The organism is Nocardioides sp. GY 10127 (assembly GCF_004919085.1).
GTDB lineage: Bacteria > Actinomycetota > Actinomycetes > Propionibacteriales > Nocardioidaceae > Nocardioides.
Genome location: NZ_STGL01000005.1, coordinates 366,731 through 381,233, shown reverse-complemented (window position 1 = coordinate 381,233; position 14,503 = coordinate 366,731). Strand labels below are relative to the sequence as shown.

Sequence of the window (14,503 nt, the reverse complement as noted above, 5' to 3'; positions counted from 1 at the left end):
GGGAATGGCCCTCGCCTAGGATTCGTTGGACCCCTGCGTCGCCCGTCGGGCGGCGCACCCGCCGCCCACCGGATCTCCGGTGGCCGCAGGGGGTGAGTCGAGACAGGTCCCACCGGGCCGGAACGAGGAGCGATCACGCCATGACCCACACCGAGCAGGACGCGGCCGTCCGCAACGTCATCATCATCGGCTCGGGTCCCTCCGGCTACACCGCGGCCGTCTACGCCGCGCGCGCCAACCTCCAGCCCCTGGTCTTCGAGGGCTCCGTCACCGCCGGTGGCGCGCTGATGAACACCACCGAGGTCGAGAACTTCCCCGGCTTCCGCGACGGCATCATGGGCCCGGCGCTGATGGACGAGATGCGCGCGCAGGCCGAGCGGTTCGGCGCCGAGCTCGTGCCGGACGACGTCGTCGAGGTCGACCTCACGGGCGACGTGAAGGTCGTCAAGACCGCCACGGACACCCACCTGGCGCACTCCGTCATCCTCGCCACCGGCTCCGGCTACCGGAAGCTCGGCCTCGAGGCGGAGCAGACCCTGTCGGGGCGCGGCGTCTCCTGGTGCGCGACCTGCGACGGCTTCTTCTTCCGCGACCAGCACATCGTCGTGGTCGGCGGCGGCGACTCCGCCGTCGAGGAGGCCACCTTCCTCACGCGCTTCGCCTCGAAGGTCTCGATGGTCGTGCGCCGTGACGAGCTGCGCGCCTCCAAGATCATGCAGGAGCGGGCCTTCAAGGACCCGAAGCTGGAGCTCGTCTGGAACAGCCAGGTGACCGCCATCCACGGCGAGGACAAGGTCTCCGGCGTCACGCTCACCGACACGGTGACCGGCGAGACCCGCGAGCTCGACGCGACCGGCGTGTTCGTCGCGATCGGCCACGACCCGCGCAGCGAGCTGCTGGCCGGCCAGGTCGACCTCGACAGCGAGGGCTACGTCCTCGTGAAGCACCCCTCCACCGCGACGAACCTGCCGGGCGTCTTCGCCTGCGGCGACCTCGTGGACCACCACTACCGCCAGGCGATCACCGCCGCCGGCACCGGCTGCTCCGCGGCGCTGGACGCCGAGCGCTTCCTCGCCGAGCTCGAGACCGCCGCCACCTCCCCGGCCGACGCCGAGGCGCGCGCCGAGGCCGAGCTGGGCGTCTGAGCCCGACCGGGCGGGAACACGACCGTCAGGGCTCGTGTTCACCTCCTACCGCACGAACCACCGAGTCGACCCACCGTCGGCTCCACCAACCAGAAGGGACATCCCCGTGGGCAACATGGACGCAGTGACCGACGCCGAGTTCGAGACCTCGGTGCTCAAGTCGGACAAGCCGGTGCTGGTCGACTTCTGGGCCGAGTGGTGCGGTCCGTGCCGCCAGGTCTCCCCGATCCTGGACGAGCTCGCCGGCGAGCACGGCGAGAAGGTCACCTTCCTCAAGATGAACGTCGACGAGAACCCGGTGACGCCGGCCTCCTACCGGGTCACCGGCATCCCGACGATCAACGTCTACTCGGGCGGCGAGGTCGTCAAGACCATCGTGGGCGCCCGTCCCAAGGCGGTGCTCCTCAAGGAGCTCGCCGAGTTCATCTGAGCCCGCCCCGCACCGACCTACGCGTCCCCGTCGTCCCTCCGGACGGCGGGGACGCGGCCGTCCGGGGCCGGGACGGGTCGGACGACCCCGGCCAGCCGGCCGAGCGCGGCCTCGACCTCGTCGCGCCAGCTCACCGTGGTGCGCAGGTCCATCCGCATGCGGGGGGTCACCGGGTGGGGCCGGTGCGTGCGGAAGCCGACGCGGGCCAGCAGCTCCGTCGGGATCGTGCAGCCGGGGGCGCGACCCGTGGACCCGAAGGCCTCGATGGCCCGCACGCCCCTGACCGTCAGGTCCCTGGCCGCCTGCTGCACCAGGAGCCGGGCGAGGCCCGCGCCCCGGTGGTCCGGGTGCACCCACAGGCCGGCCAGGAGGACGGCGTCCTCGGAGGCGGGGGCCGTGGGGAAGGCCCCGGCGCCCGGGAGGTGGGCGGCAGGCGCGTACAGGACGTGGGCGACCTCCTGCCCGTCGACCACGACCACCCGTCCGCACGACCCCCAGTCGCGCAGCCGCTCGGAGACGAGGGCGAGCTTCTCCTCGGCGCGCTCCTCCTCGGCCACCCGGTCGCGGCGGACGGGATCGAGCTCCCAGAAGAGGCAGCGCGCGCACGGGGACCCCGTGGCCTCCAGCCGGTCGACGGTCAGCGGCACCCCACGTCGAGCCATCTCCGCCCCTCCGTCCCGCGGTCAGCCCCCTCGGGGCTGACCAGTTCGTGACCGGCGCGTGCGTCGGCGCGCCGCATCCTTCATGCTAGGGGGATCATGGAGTCTCTGCCCGCCCGCACCAGCACCCGCCTCGACTCGTTCGTCGACCGGTACGCCGCCCGCACCAGCGGGATGACGGCGTCCGAGATCCGGGCGCTGTTCGCCGTGGCGTCCCGGCCGGAGGTCGTGTCGCTCGCCGGCGGCATGCCCAACATCTCCGGGCTCCCGCTGGACGTCGTGGGCCACGCGATCGGTGACCTCGTGGCCGAGCACGGCACCGTGGCCCTGCAGTACGGCTCGGGGCAGGGCGTGCCCTTCCTCCGCGAGCAGATCACGGACGTGATGCGCCTGGAGGGCATCGAGGCGCACCCGGACGACGTGGTGGTGACCGTCGGCTCCCAGCAGGCCGTCGACCTGGTGACGCGGATCTTCTGCGACCCGGGCGACGTGGTCATCTGCGAGGCACCGTCGTACGTCGGCGCGCTCGGCGTGTTCCGCGCCTACCAGGCCGACGTCGTCCACGCCGAGATGGACGCCCACGGGCTCGTCCCCGAGGCCCTGGAGCAGGCGATCGCCGGGTGTCGTCGCGCAGGACGCCGGATCAAGTTCCTCTACACGATCCCCAACTTCCACAACCCCGCCGGGGTGACGCTGAGCGCCGAGCGGCGCACGCGCATCCTGGAGATCTGCCGCCGCGAGGGCGTCCTGGTCCTCGAGGACAACCCGTACGGCCTCCTGGGCTTCGACGGGGAGCCCAACCGGGCCATGCGGGCCGACGACCCGGACAACGTCATCTACCTGGGGTCGTTCTCCAAGACCTTCGCGCCGGGCTTCCGCGTCGGCTGGGCCCTGTGCCCGCCGGCCGTGCGCGAGAAGATGGTGCTCGCGCAGGAGTCGGCGACGCTGTGCCCCCCGCAGTTCTCGCAGATGGCCGTCTCCGCGTACCTGGCCAACCACGACTGGCAGGGCCAGATCAAGCAGTTCCGGGAGATGTACCGCGAGCGTCGGGACGCCACCATCCAGGGCCTCGAGGACCTCATGCCCGAGGGGTGCAGCTGGAACGTCCCGGACGGCGGCTTCTACGTGTGGCTCACCCTGCCGCAGGGCGTGGACGCGAAGGCGATGCTGCCCCGTGCCGTCACCGCGCGCGTGGCCTACGTGCCCGGCACCGCGTTCTTCGCGGACGGGTTCGGCTCGCAGTCGATGCGGCTCTCGTTCTGCTACCCCACCCCCGAGCGCATCCGCGAGGGCGTGCGGCGGCTGGCGGGCGTGGTCGAGGCCGAGCTCGAGCTCCGGACGATGTTCGGTGCGACGTCCGCGCCGCGTGGTGTCTCCAGCGGCTACGACAACCCGAGCGTCGACCTCTCCTGACCGCCTGCCGGGTTCGTCCCGGTGGACCCTGCGGGGTGGAGCGGGCCGCTACCCGGTCCCGACTCCCCACGGACGGCACCCAGGTGGGTGTGGGAGAGTCTCGCCATGCGCGACCTCACGTACCCCGCGATCATCGTGGCGGCCAAGACGGCCTTCCGTCTGCTCGACCAGCACATCACCATGACGGGCACCGAGAACGTGCCGCGCGAGGGCGGTGTTCTCCTCGCCTACAACCACATCGGGTACGTGGACTTCATCTACGGGGGCCTGGCCGCCAACCCGTCCGGGCGCCTGGTGCGCTTCATGGCCAAGAAGGAGATCTTCGACCACCCCGTGGGTGGCCCGCTCATGCGGTCGTTCCACCACATCGAGGTGGACCGCGCCGAGGGTCAGGGCTCCTACCTCAAGGCCGTCGACTACCTGCGCCGCGGTGAGGCAGTGGGCATCTTCCCGGAGGCGACCATCTCCCGCTCCTTCGAGCTCAAGGAGTTCAAGAGCGGTGCCGTGCGGATCGCCGCCTCCGCCGGCGTCCCGGTGGTGCCCGTGATCCTGTGGGGCACCCAGCGCATGCTCACCAAGGGGCACCCCAAGGACTTCTCCCGGGGCAAGAGCATCCACATCATGGTCGGTGAGGCGCTGCACCCGAGCGGCGAGGACCCGGAGGCGGAGAACGTCCAGCTCCAGGAGCGGATGGCCGCCATGCTCACCGACACGATCGAGGGTTACCCCGCCGCCGAGCAGCCCCCGGGGTCCTGGTGGCTGCCGGCTCGTTTCGGTGGCAGCGCACCCACCCTCGAGGAGGCGCTCGCGCTGGAGTCCGCCGAGCGGCGGGAGCGCGCCGCGAAGCGGGCCGCTCAGCGCAAGGCCAAGAAGAAGTAGAGCTCGGCCCCTCCCCTCGAGGGGCGGCCCCGCACGACGACGAAGGGGCCCGGTCCGTGGACCGGGCCCCTTCGTGTTGCCTGATGCTGTCTACCTAGCGATAAGTCGTTATGTCGACATATTGCCCTATCGCTAGTTGTCGGCCTGGTCGCCGGGCTCGAGGATGCCGAGGATGCGCTGCAGGTCGTCCATCGTGGCGAACTCGACGGTGATCTTGCCCTTGCTGCGGCCGAGATCCACCTTGACCCGGGTCTCCAGGCGGTCGCTGAGCCGATCGGCGATCTCCGTCAGTCCGGGGGCCGTCGGCCGACGGCGAGCGGGTCGTCGCGCAGCGCCCTCCTCCGGGCCGCCCAGCGCCACGATCTCCTCCAGACCCCGGACGCTGATGCCCTCCGCCACGACGCGCTGAGCCAACTTGTCCTGCAGGGACGGGTCGTCGACGGCCAGGAGCGAGCGCGCGTGGCCGGCGGACAGGACGCCGGCCGCGACGCGTCGCTGGACAGCGGGGCTGAGGCGGAGCAACCGGAGCGTGTTGGAGATCTGGGGCCGGGAACGGCCGATCCGCTGCGCCAGCTCCTCGTGAGTGCACCCGAAGTCCTCGAGGAGCTGGGCGTAGGCGGACGCCTCCTCCAGCGGGTTGAGCTGCGACCGGTGGAGGTTCTCCAGGAGCGCGTCCCGGAGCATGTCGGTGTCCTCGGTCCGCCGCACGATGGCCGGGATGCGCTCGAGCCCCGCTGCCTGAGCCGCACGCCACCGGCGTTCGCCCATGACGAGCTCGTAGGCGTCACCGTCCTCGCGCACGACGATGGGCTGGAGGAGCCCCACCTCGCGGATGGAGTGGACGAGCTCGTCCATCGCCTCCTCGTCGAAGACCTGACGGGGCTGGTGGGCGTTGGGGCGGACCGCGTGGACGTCCAGCTCGGCGAAGAACGCTCCGTCCACGGGGGCGAGGCCCGGGCTCTGCATCTCGGGCGCGGCCGGCGCGATATGGGACGCCGGGGAGCCGGCGGCAGGGGAGGTGGCGGCCGGCGTCTCGGTCGAGTCCTGCTCGACAGCGGACGCGGAGTCGGGCTCAGGGGCCGGCGGCGCCGTGGGGATCAACGACCCGAGCCCGCGACCGAGCCCGCGACGCTGGGGAGGGCGCGGCGTGCTCACGAGGTCGCCCCTCTCAGCGCGAACTCGCGGGCCGCCTCCAGGTACGACAGCGCCCCCGGGCTGGCCGGGTCGTAGGTCATCACGGTCTGGGCGTACGAAGGTGCCTCGGAGACCCGGACGGAGCGGGGGATCGCGGTGCCGAGCACCTGCTCCCCGAAGTGAGCACGGACCTCGTCCGCGACCCCCGAGCTCAGCCGTGTGCGCGCGTCGTACATGGTGATGAGGATGGCGGAGATGCGCAGGTCCTGGTTGAGGTTCGCGCGCACGAGCTCCACCGTCTCGAGCAGCTGCCCGAGACCCTCCAGGGCGTAGTACTCGGCCTGGATCGGGATGAGCATCTCGTCACCGGCCACCAGGGCGTTGAGCGTGAGCAGCCCGAGCGAGGGCGGGCAGTCGATGAGGACGAAGTCGAACCGCTCCTCGCCGGCCTCCGCTCCCCCGACCCACGGGTGCGCCAGGATCGCCTTCCGGAGGCGGCTCTCGCGCGCCACGACCGAGACCAGCTCGATCTCGGCGCCGGCCAGGTCGATGGTCGCGGGCACGACCCACAGACGCTCGTGCTCGCTCGAGACGGTGACGACCTCCTCGATGGACTGTCCGTCGACGAGCATGTCGTAGGTGGACGGCGTCCCCCGTCGGTGGTCCACGTTCAGCGCGGTGGACGCGTTCCCCTGGGGGTCCAGGTCGATGACGAGCACCCGCTGGCCCAGCTGCGCGAGGGACGCCGCCAGGTTCACCGTCGACGTGGTCTTGCCGACCCCGCCCTTCTGGTTCGCGATCACCACGATGCGCGTGGAGGCCGGCCGTCCCAGCGGCGCGCGGCTGCGTCCGACGTTCCGCGCGAGGAGGGTGTTCTCCGTGGCGCGTGCCAGGGGCGTGTCCTCGTCCGCGATGTCGACGTCGAAGCCGGCCATGTCCGCGGCCGTCCTCACCGTGTAGCCGCCGGTGGCCGTTTCACGTGAAACAGCGGCCTCGGGGCCGCCGTCCGTGACGTCTCCCGCGGCCTGGGCGGACCCGTCGTTCTGTGGATAAATGTCGCTCACCTGTGGAATCTCACGCTCAGGGTGCCGACGGCACCGGTGGATAACTCCCGAGACCACCAGTGATGGTCACCGTTCACGTCGCCCGCGCCTCGCTCGGTTGGAGCGCTCCCGACGAGCCTTGTCGCGTGGCGATCGGGCCGCAGCAGCCTGCTGGGGACGTGGGGGCCACGCTACCGACCCGGGATCAGCCCAGGGAACTCGGCAGAGGATCGTCGGCTGGGCCAGCACTTCCGCCCCGACGGTCAGCACCTCGGCCGGTCCGTAGCCCCGCTCGACGAACAGGCCCTCCGCCTCGCGGATCTCCTCCTCCACGGACGAGCCCTTCATCGCCAGCAGCACCCCGCTGGGACGGACCAGCGGCATCGACCACTCCAGGAGGCGGGGCAGCCCCGCCACCGCGCGGGAGGTCACCACGTCATACCCCTCCGGACCCACGGCCGAGTCCGCACGACCCCGGTGCACCGTCACGTGGTCCAGCCCCAGCTCGTCGACGACCTCCTGCAGGAAGGTCGTGCGGCGGAGCAACGGCTCGATCAGCGTGACCGTGAGGTCGGGCCGGGCAATCGCCAACACCAGACCGGGCAGGCCCGCACCAGAACCGACGTCGGCGACGCGCGCGCCATGCGGCACGGCCTCAGCCACGACCCCGCAGTTCAGGAGGTGGCGATCCCAGAGTCGAGCCACCTCGCGGGGCCCGATGAGGCCCCTGGTCACGCCGTCCGAGGCCAGGATGTCCGCGTACCGCTCGATGAGCGGCAACCGCTCGATGCGGAAAACCCCCCGCGCCTCGGCGGGCACGGGGGGTGTTTCACGTGAAACCTCGTCAGGCGACGTCTCACTCAGGGCGGATCACCACGTAACGGCGGGGCTCCACGCCCTCCGACTCCGAGGTCAGACCCGCAGCAGCGACCACGTCGTGCACGACCTTCCGCTCGAACGGCGTCATGGGCTCGAGGCGGACCTTCTCGCCGCTCCGCTTGGCCTCCTCGACCGCCGCGGCGCCCTGCGCCTCCAGCACCTCGCGGCGACGCGCACGGAAGCCCGACACGTCGAGCATCAGGCGGGAACGCTCTCCGGTCTCCCGCAGGACGGCGAGCCGGGTCAGCTCCTGGAGCGCCTCGAGGACCTCACCGTCACGACCGACCAGCTGCGAGAGGTCGGCGCCGATGATGGAGACGGCCGCGCGGTCGCCCTCCACGTCCATGTCCAGGTCACCGTCGAGGTCGGCGATGTCCAGGAGCTCCTCGAGGTAGTCCGCGGCGATCTCGCCCTCGGCCTCCAGAGCCTCCACTCGGGTCTTCTGCTCGCTCATCACGAACCTCCGTTGTTGTTGTCAGCGTCCGCGGAGGACGCCTGAGAAGACTGGTTGCCCTGCTTGCGCCGCTGCTCGCGCGTCTGACGCTTCGGCTGCTGGCGCTGCGCCGGACGCGGCGCCTCGACCACCTGGGTGTCGCCGGCGGCCACCGCCGGGGCGTGCCCGTGCCGGGCGGCCTTCGCAGCGTCCCGCTTCTCCTTCGCGGTGAACGCGGGAGTGCCGGGCGCAGGGTTGTTGCGGATGACGTAGAACTGCTGGCCCATGGTCCACAGGTTCGACGTCGTCCAGTACAGCAGGACGCCGATGGGGAAGGCCACGCCACCCACGCCGAAGGCCACCGGCAGGATGTAGAGCAGCATCTTCTGCTGCTGGGCGTAGGGACCGCTCATGGCGTCGGCGGGCATGTTCTTGGCCATCAGCTGACGCTGGGTGAAGAACGTCGTCGCGGTCATGGCCAGCACGAGGAACAGCGCGAGGAGCATGACCGACAGCTCCCCCTCCGGACGCCAGACGCCGTAGTCCCAGAACGAGCCCGCCAGGGGGATCGAGCCGAACAGCGTGGCCGACCCGAAGGACGCAGCCAGGTCGGCGTTGAGGAACCCGTGCGGGACGGAGTCCCGGGACGCCTCGTTCAGGAGGTGGAACAGCGTGATGAAGATCGGCATCTGCACGATGAGCGGCAGGCACGAGGCGAACGGGTTGGTGCCCGTCTCCTTGTACAGGTTCATCGTCTCCGCGGCGAGCTTCTCGCGGTCGTGCTTGTACTTCTCCTGGAGCGCGCGCACCTTCGGCTGGAGGAGCTGCATGTTCCGGCTCGACTTGATCTGCTTCACGAACAGCGGGATCAGGAGGGCCCGGATCACCAGGGTCAGGCCGATGATCGACAGCGCCCACGTCATGCCGCCATCGGGGTTCATCCCGATCGTCGTGAACAGCCAGTGCCACCCCACGAGGACCGCCGAGATGGCGTAGTAGAGGGGCGTGCCGATGAGGCTCAGCAGGTCGCCGAGTGCACCCACGGATCAGTCTCCTTGCTCGGATGGTGCGACGAGCCGCTCGTCGCGAAGAGTTGAGGGGGTCGGTGCCGCCACCGGAGCCTCCACGTGCCCAGGGACGGGGTCGTACCCGCCCGCCGCCCACGGGTGGCACCGACCCACCCGCCGGGCCGCCAGCCAGGAGCCGCGAGCGGCACCGTGGAGCTGGACGGCCTCGAGCGCGTAGGCGGAGCACGAGGGGTGGTACCGGCACACCTGACCGTAGAGAGGACTCACGACCAGGCGGTAGAGCCGGAGGAGACCGATGAGCAGGTACCTCACGCGGTCACCCGAGAGAGGCAACGTCCCAGGTCCGCCGCGAGTTCCTCGCTCGAGGCACCCGCGGCCGCCGGCAACGCTCGCACCACCAACGTGCAACGGCCCGGGAGCAGCGAGAGCTGCTCCCGGGCCAGATGCCGAAGACGACGCTTCACCCTGTTGCGCACGACCGCCACGCCGACCGCCTTGCTGACCACGAACCCGACACGCGGGTCCTCGTCAGCGACGGTGGGGGAGTCCGGGCACCACAGGTGCACCACGACGGTCCGCGACCCCGCGCGACGACCACCACGCACCGCCTCGCGGAAGGAGGCGGAGTCGGTGAGTCTGTTCGGGGCGGGCAGCACCGCGCGGTGCCGGCGCCTCAGACCGCGAGGTCCTTGCGGCCCTTGCGGCGCCGCGCGTTCATGATCGCGCGACCCGCACGCGTCCGCATGCGGAGGCGGAAGCCGTGCACCTTGTGACGACGACGGTTGTTCGGCTGGTACGTGCGCTTGCTCATCGTGAGCTCCTCGTTGTAGGACGTCGGCGACGCGGTGTCCCGCGCCAGGGCCGTCACCCGACCCGATCGGCAGCGCCTCGCCGCTGCACAGCAGCAGGAGGAGTCCGGACCGCCCTTCGGCCGGCACCGCCCACCCACGCGAGGACCTGGCTCAGCGAGCCCGCCCCCGTGGACATGCGGCACCCGTCGACCTCGGGTGACCGGCCAACGGTACGCGGGCGCGGAGACCAGGGTCAAACCGCGCGCGACCCCCCGGGAGCACCCTGTGGATGACGCCTTGCTCCCCTCACCGCCCGCGGGCTACGTTCGCCCTCGTCCTCTCGCCCCGGACGTGCCCCTCGATCCCCGCAGGATCCTCGGAAACAGCACGCTTCCCGACCCGGGTACGTACACTCTGACCTGCACCGCAGCAGCAAGGAGCAGCGTCTCGAGGGCGCGCCGGCCGACGGCCCTGGCGCAGGCGAGGCGTTTCCCACAGCCTGTGGAGAACGTTGTGGAACAGGCAGTGAAGGGAAGGCCCGCACACGTGACGGACGAGTCCGCGACCCCGCTCACGGAGGCCTGGCAGAGCGTCCTCTCCGAGCTCCAGCCGAACCAGCGCGCCTGGCTCACGGCCTCCGAGCCCGTGACCCTCCACGGCACCACCGCGATCGTGGCCGTGCCCAACGACTTCACCCGCCAGCAGCTCGAGGGCCGCCTGCGCGCGCAGCTCGAGGACGCCCTCTCCGTGCGGTACGGCACGGAGATCCGGCTCGCGGTCACGGTCAACCCCGACCTGGACGCGACGCCCAGCCAGGCGCCCCTGGAGGAGACCGTCCCGGCGGCCCCCGTGAGCGCGCCCGTCGTCGACTCCGAGGTGACCCTGCCTCCCCCCAGCACCGGCCCGACGCAGGCGGCTCCCGCGGACCGCGGTGCTCCCGAGACCCGTCTCAACCCCAAGTACACGTTCGAGACGTTCGTCATCGGCTCCTCCAACCGCTTCCCGCACGCCGCGGCCGTCGCGGTCGCCGAGGCGCCCGGCAAGGCCTACAACCCGCTGCTGGTCTACGGGGAGTCCGGGCTGGGCAAGACCCACCTCCTGCACGCGATCGGCCACTACGTCCGTTCGCTCTACACCACGGCGCGGGTGCGCTACGTGTCCAGCGAGGAGTTCACGAACGAGTTCATCAACGCCATCCGCGACGACCGGCAGGACCGCTTCAAGCGCCGGTACCGCGACGTGGACGTCCTGCTGATCGACGACATCCAGTTCCTGGAGGGGAAGACCCAGACGCAGGAGGAGTTCTTCCACACGTTCAACACCCTCCACAACGCGAACAAGCAGATCGTCCTCACCTCCGACCGGCCGCCGAAGCGCCTCGAGGCCCTCGAGGACCGCCTGCGGAACCGCTTCGAGTGGGGCCTCATCACGGACGTCCAGCCGCCGGACCTGGAGACGCGCATCGCCATCCTGCGCAAGAAGGCGGCGATGGACCGGCTCACCGCCCCTCCGGACGTCCTGGAGTTCATCGCCTCCAAGATCCAGACGAACATCCGCGAGCTCGAGGGCGCCCTCATCCGCGTCACCGCGTTCGCGAACCTCAACCGCCAGGAGGTCGACATGACCCTGGCCGAGATCGTCCTGAAGGACCTGATCCCCGACGGCGGCGAGCCGGAGATCACCGCGGGCCTGATCATCGCGCAGACGGCCGCCTACTTCGGCCTGAGCATCGAGGAGCTCACCGGACCCAGCCGAGGGCGTCACCTGGTGATGGCCCGGCAGATCGCCATGTACCTGTGCCGCGAGCTCACCGAGCTCTCGCTGCCCAAGATCGGCGCGGAGTTCGGCAACCGGGACCACACGACGGTGATGTACGCCGACCGGAAGATCAACCAGCTGCTCGCGGAGCGCCGGGCGGTCTTCAACCAGGTCTCCGAGCTGACCAACCGGGTGAAGATGCAGGCCCGTCAGGGCTGAGCGTCCGCCGCGCCCTCCCCGTCGAGGTTCCGCAGCAGCCGCCCCAGGGCCCCGTGCAGGACCTCGGCCTCCCCGCGGTCCAGGCCCATCAGGGCGGCGAGCCGCCACGGGACGTCGGCCACCTCCTCACGCAGCGCCATCCCGGCGTCGGTGACGGTCAGGAGCACCCGGCGCTCGTCCTCGGGGTCCCGCTGCCGGGTCACCCGGCCGGCCGCCTCGAGCCGCTTGAGCAGCGGCGTCAGCGTGCCGGAGTCCAGGTGCAGACGCGCGCCGAGCGCGCTCACGGACACGGGACCACCGGCCTCCCAGAGCGCCAGCATGGTGAGGTACTGCGGGTAGGTGAGCCCGACGGGCTCGAGCAGGCTCGCGTACGCCCGCGTCACCGCCCTGGTCGTGGCGTACAGCGGGAAGCACAGCTGCGCGTCGAGCGCGAGCTGGGGGTAGGCCTGGCTCACGTGACCGAGCCTAGTCCTTGACTTTTAGATTGCGCGCAATACATTTGTGCCCATGAAGAATCTCTACACCGCCAGTGCCGTCGCCTCCGGGGACGGCCGTAACGGCCACATCACCTCCTCCGACGGCCTCCTCGACGCCGACGTCCGCATGCCCGTGGAGCTCGGCGGCCCGGGTGGCGCCACGAACCCCGAGCAGCTGTTCGCCGCCGGGTACGCGGCCTGCTTCCACTCCGCCCTCAAGCTCGTCGCCAAGAACGCCGGCCACGACGTCACCGACTCCGAGGTCGTCGCCGACGTCACCATCGGCGCGAACGAGGACGGCGGCTTCGGCCTGGCCGTCGCGCTCGAGATCGCCGTGCCGGACCTGGACCCGGCCGTGGCGCGCCAGCTCATCGAGGCCGCCCACCAGGTCTGCCCCTACTCCAACGCGACCCGCGGCAACATCGAGGTCACCCTCAGCGTCGCCTGACCGGGCCCTCGCAGCGTCCACCACGCACGGCGCCGTCCCCTCCCGGGGCGGCGCCGTTGCCACGTCCTGACCGCGAAGACCCCGCAGGAGGACGTCCCCGTGCCCGGGGCGGCGCTCCACCACCCTGTGGAAAAACCGGGGCAGGAGGTACGAACTACACGGTGAGGATCTGTCGAGACCCACACGTCGGCGCCCACAGGCCACCTCAGTTCCACACGAGCGCCAGGATCCCCACGACGTCGCCCACACCCCCTGTGGACACCTAGTTCACCGCGCGACCTGCGCTTACCCACGTCCTCCACAGGATCCACCGGACCTATGACGACTCTGGATCCCTCAACGTCCCCGAAATCCGACGAACCTCTCCCGGGCCCCTTCCTGGGGATAACGCCGCCGGAGCGTGTCTGTCCAAGGTGGCACGAAGGTGCCACCGGACGTGCGATCAGCAGCCGAGGAACCACAAAACCCCCGGCCGCTCCCTCGCCCGCGGGCACGCGTGGCAGGATTCAGGATCCGCGAGCCGTGCAACCGCCGGCGCGCCATCACGTGGAGAGGGACCACACCGTGAAGTTCCGCGTCGAACGCGACGTGCTGGCCGACGCCGTCGCCTGGGCAGCCCGCAGCCTGCCCGCCCGACCGAGCGTCCCGGTCCTCGCCGGCCTCCTGATCCAGGCTGGCGACGACGGCCTGGTGCTGTCCTCCTTCGACTACGAGACCTCGGCGCGAGCCACGCTCGCCGCCGACGTCTCCGAGGACGGCCGCGCCCTGGTGAGCGGCCGACTGCTGGCCGACATCTGCCGCAGCCTCCCCGCCAAGCCCGTCGAGATGGTCCTCGACGGCGCGCGCGTCTCACTCACCTGCGGCAGCGCGCGCTTCAGCCTCCAGACCATGCCGGTCGAGGACTACCCGAGCCTCCCCGACATGCCGAGCGCCACCGGGACGGTCGACTCCGCGCTCTTCGCCCACGCCGTCGCCCAGGCGGTCACGGCCGCCGGCAAGGACGACATGCTCCCGGTGCTCACCGGCGTGCGGCTGGAGATCGACGGCTCGACCATCTCGCTCCTGGCCACGGACCGGTTCCGCCTGAGCCACCGCGAGCTCGGCTGGAACCCGCACACCCCGGACGCCACGGTGGCGGCCCTCGTTCCCGCGAAGGTCCTGGCCGACACCGCCAAGTCGCTGACCGCGGGCGACGAGATCACCATCGCGCTGTCCGCCGGGAACGGCGGCGAGGGGATCATCGGCTTCGAGGGCGCGGGTGCCGGCGGCGTCCGTCGCACCACCACCCGCCTGCTCGACGGCGAGTTCCCCAAGGTCCGCAGCCTGTTCCCCAGCGAGCACCTGACGATGGCCAAGGTCGACAAGGCCGCCCTCGTGGAGTCCGTCCGCCGCGTGTCGCTCGTGGCCGAGCGCAACACGGCCGTGCAGCTCGCCTTCGTCGACGGCGTCCTCACCCTCGACGCCGGCTCCGGCGACGAGGCGCAGGCCTCCGAGTCGGTGGAGGCCGACATCAACGGCGACGAGCTCACCACGGGCTTCAACCCGCAGTACCTGCTGGACGGCCTGACCGCGATCGACGAGCCTGTCGTCGAGATGGCCTTCACGCAGCCGTCCAAGCCCGTCGTGATCTCGGGCACCTCCGACGCCGAGCAGCCCACGGGATTCCGCTACCTGCTCATGCCGAGGCGACTGCTCTCCTGATCACCTGGGTACCGTGCGAGGCGGGGGCTCTCCCCCGGTCCGCGGTGCCCCGCCGGACCCTCCACAC

Annotated in this window: 17 protein-coding genes; 7 read left to right on the top strand and 10 right to left on the bottom strand. The window is 71.1% G+C overall.

What is annotated here, in order from left to right:
* The first annotated feature begins 140 nt into the window (after positions 1–140).
* Together trxB and trxA are read left to right on the top strand one after the other, a co-directional pair.
* Entirely contained in the window at positions 141–1,145 is a 1,005-nt protein-coding gene (gene trxB, locus E8D37_RS08995) for a thioredoxin-disulfide reductase (RefSeq protein WP_136569414.1), read from the top strand.
* Positions 1,146–1,260: 115 nt separating this feature from the next.
* Positions 1,261–1,575 (top strand): thioredoxin, encoded by a 315-nt coding sequence (trxA, locus tag E8D37_RS08990; protein WP_136569413.1) that lies wholly within the window; start codon positions 1,261–1,263, stop codon positions 1,573–1,575.
* Positions 1,576–1,592: 17 nt separating this feature from the next.
* Here the strand turns inward: trxA and E8D37_RS08985 are convergent, their stop codons facing one another.
* The gene (locus E8D37_RS08985; protein WP_136569412.1) at positions 1,593–2,237 is read right to left on the bottom strand and encodes a GNAT family N-acetyltransferase; all 645 of its coding nucleotides are present in this window, start codon (positions 2,235–2,237) and stop codon (positions 1,593–1,595) included.
* 96 nt (positions 2,238–2,333) lie between these two features.
* On the opposite strand from E8D37_RS08985, the gene E8D37_RS08980 reads away from it, so the two are divergent.
* A complete protein-coding gene (locus E8D37_RS08980; protein WP_136569411.1) occupies positions 2,334–3,647 on the top strand; it encodes a PLP-dependent aminotransferase family protein in 1,314 nt (437 codons plus the stop codon).
* A gap of 105 nt (positions 3,648–3,752) precedes the next feature.
* The gene (locus tag E8D37_RS08975) at positions 3,753–4,526 is read left to right on the top strand and encodes a lysophospholipid acyltransferase family protein (RefSeq protein ID WP_136569410.1); all 774 of its coding nucleotides are present in this window, start codon (positions 3,753–3,755) and stop codon (positions 4,524–4,526) included.
* A 132-nt stretch (positions 4,527–4,658) separates the two neighbouring features.
* On the opposite strand, the gene E8D37_RS08970 is transcribed toward E8D37_RS08975, so the two are convergent.
* The 8 genes from E8D37_RS08970 to rpmH all read right to left on the bottom strand — a co-directional run bounded on the left by E8D37_RS08970 (position 4,659) and on the right by rpmH (position 9,854).
* Positions 4,659–5,681 carry a ParB/RepB/Spo0J family partition protein gene (locus E8D37_RS08970; protein WP_136569409.1) on the bottom strand — a complete coding sequence of 341 codons (1,023 nt, stop codon included), beginning with the start codon at positions 5,679–5,681 and terminating at the stop codon, positions 4,659–4,661.
* Complete coding sequence (locus E8D37_RS08965; protein WP_240770299.1) at positions 5,678–6,724, bottom strand: ParA family protein; 1,047 nt, start codon at positions 6,722–6,724, stop codon at positions 5,678–5,680. Before E8D37_RS08965 ends, E8D37_RS08970 begins: the two co-directional genes overlap by 4 nt.
* 66 nt (positions 6,725–6,790) lie before the next feature.
* The gene (gene rsmG, locus E8D37_RS08960; RefSeq protein ID WP_206055656.1) at positions 6,791–7,522 is read right to left on the bottom strand and encodes a 16S rRNA (guanine(527)-N(7))-methyltransferase RsmG; all 732 of its coding nucleotides are present in this window, start codon (positions 7,520–7,522) and stop codon (positions 6,791–6,793) included.
* Between the two features lie 37 nt (positions 7,523–7,559).
* Positions 7,560–8,036, bottom strand: a complete 477-nt coding sequence (locus E8D37_RS08955; RefSeq protein WP_136569407.1) for a R3H domain-containing nucleic acid-binding protein — start codon at positions 8,034–8,036, stop codon at positions 7,560–7,562.
* The gene (gene yidC, locus E8D37_RS08950) at positions 8,036–9,058 is read right to left on the bottom strand and encodes a membrane protein insertase YidC (protein WP_136569406.1); all 1,023 of its coding nucleotides are present in this window, start codon (positions 9,056–9,058) and stop codon (positions 8,036–8,038) included. The genes E8D37_RS08955 and yidC overlap by 1 nt, the downstream gene beginning before the upstream one ends.
* Before the next feature lie 3 nt (positions 9,059–9,061).
* Positions 9,062–9,355, bottom strand: coding sequence for a membrane protein insertion efficiency factor YidD (yidD, locus tag E8D37_RS08945; protein ID WP_136569405.1), 294 nt, complete (start codon positions 9,353–9,355; stop codon positions 9,062–9,064).
* Positions 9,352–9,699 carry a ribonuclease P protein component gene (rnpA, locus tag E8D37_RS08940; protein WP_136569404.1) on the bottom strand — a complete coding sequence of 116 codons (348 nt, stop codon included), beginning with the start codon at positions 9,697–9,699 and terminating at the stop codon, positions 9,352–9,354. The genes yidD and rnpA overlap by 4 nt, the downstream gene beginning before the upstream one ends.
* A gap of 17 nt (positions 9,700–9,716) precedes the next feature.
* Positions 9,717–9,854, bottom strand: a complete 138-nt coding sequence (gene rpmH / locus E8D37_RS08935; RefSeq protein ID WP_136569403.1) for a 50S ribosomal protein L34 — start codon at positions 9,852–9,854, stop codon at positions 9,717–9,719.
* A gap of 526 nt (positions 9,855–10,380) precedes the next feature.
* On the opposite strand from rpmH, the gene dnaA reads away from it, so the two are divergent.
* The gene (dnaA, locus tag E8D37_RS08930) at positions 10,381–11,811 is read left to right on the top strand and encodes a chromosomal replication initiator protein DnaA (RefSeq protein WP_240770298.1); all 1,431 of its coding nucleotides are present in this window, start codon (positions 10,381–10,383) and stop codon (positions 11,809–11,811) included.
* On the opposite strand, the gene E8D37_RS08925 is transcribed toward dnaA, so the two are convergent.
* Positions 11,802–12,266 (bottom strand): MarR family transcriptional regulator, encoded by a 465-nt coding sequence (locus E8D37_RS08925; protein ID WP_136569402.1) that lies wholly within the window; start codon positions 12,264–12,266, stop codon positions 11,802–11,804. The genes dnaA and E8D37_RS08925 overlap by 10 nt on opposite strands.
* A gap of 52 nt (positions 12,267–12,318) precedes the next feature.
* On the opposite strand from E8D37_RS08925, the gene E8D37_RS08920 reads away from it, so the two are divergent.
* Positions 12,319–12,735: an organic hydroperoxide resistance protein gene (locus E8D37_RS08920; protein WP_136569401.1), complete on the top strand. Its 417-nt coding sequence runs from the start codon at positions 12,319–12,321 to the stop codon at positions 12,733–12,735.
* Positions 12,736–13,299: 564 nt separating this feature from the next.
* Entirely contained in the window at positions 13,300–14,436 is a 1,137-nt protein-coding gene (gene dnaN / locus E8D37_RS08915) for a DNA polymerase III subunit beta (RefSeq protein WP_136569400.1), read from the top strand.
* The last annotated feature ends 67 nt before the right edge of the window (positions 14,437–14,503 follow it).

Bases quoted from the DNA above. Each gene is read 5' to 3' on its own strand.
- trxB (WP_136569414.1), top strand. From the start codon at position 141: ATGACCCACACCGAGCAGGACGCGGCCGTCCGCAACGTCATCATCATC.
- trxA (WP_136569413.1), top strand. From the start codon at position 1,261: ATGGACGCAGTGACCGACGCCGAGTTCGAGACCTCGGTGCTCAAGTCG.
- E8D37_RS08985 (WP_136569412.1), bottom strand. From the start codon at position 2,237: ATGGCTCGACGTGGGGTGCCGCTGACCGTCGACCGGCTGGAGGCCACG.
- E8D37_RS08980 (WP_136569411.1), top strand. From the start codon at position 2,334: ATGGAGTCTCTGCCCGCCCGCACCAGCACCCGCCTCGACTCGTTCGTC.
- E8D37_RS08975 (WP_136569410.1), top strand. From the start codon at position 3,753: ATGCGCGACCTCACGTACCCCGCGATCATCGTGGCGGCCAAGACGGCC.
- E8D37_RS08955 (WP_136569407.1), bottom strand. From the start codon at position 8,036: ATGAGCGAGCAGAAGACCCGAGTGGAGGCTCTGGAGGCCGAGGGCGAG.
- rpmH (WP_136569403.1), bottom strand. From the start codon at position 9,854: ATGAGCAAGCGCACGTACCAGCCGAACAACCGTCGTCGTCACAAGGTG.
- E8D37_RS08920 (WP_136569401.1), top strand. From the start codon at position 12,319: ATGAAGAATCTCTACACCGCCAGTGCCGTCGCCTCCGGGGACGGCCGT.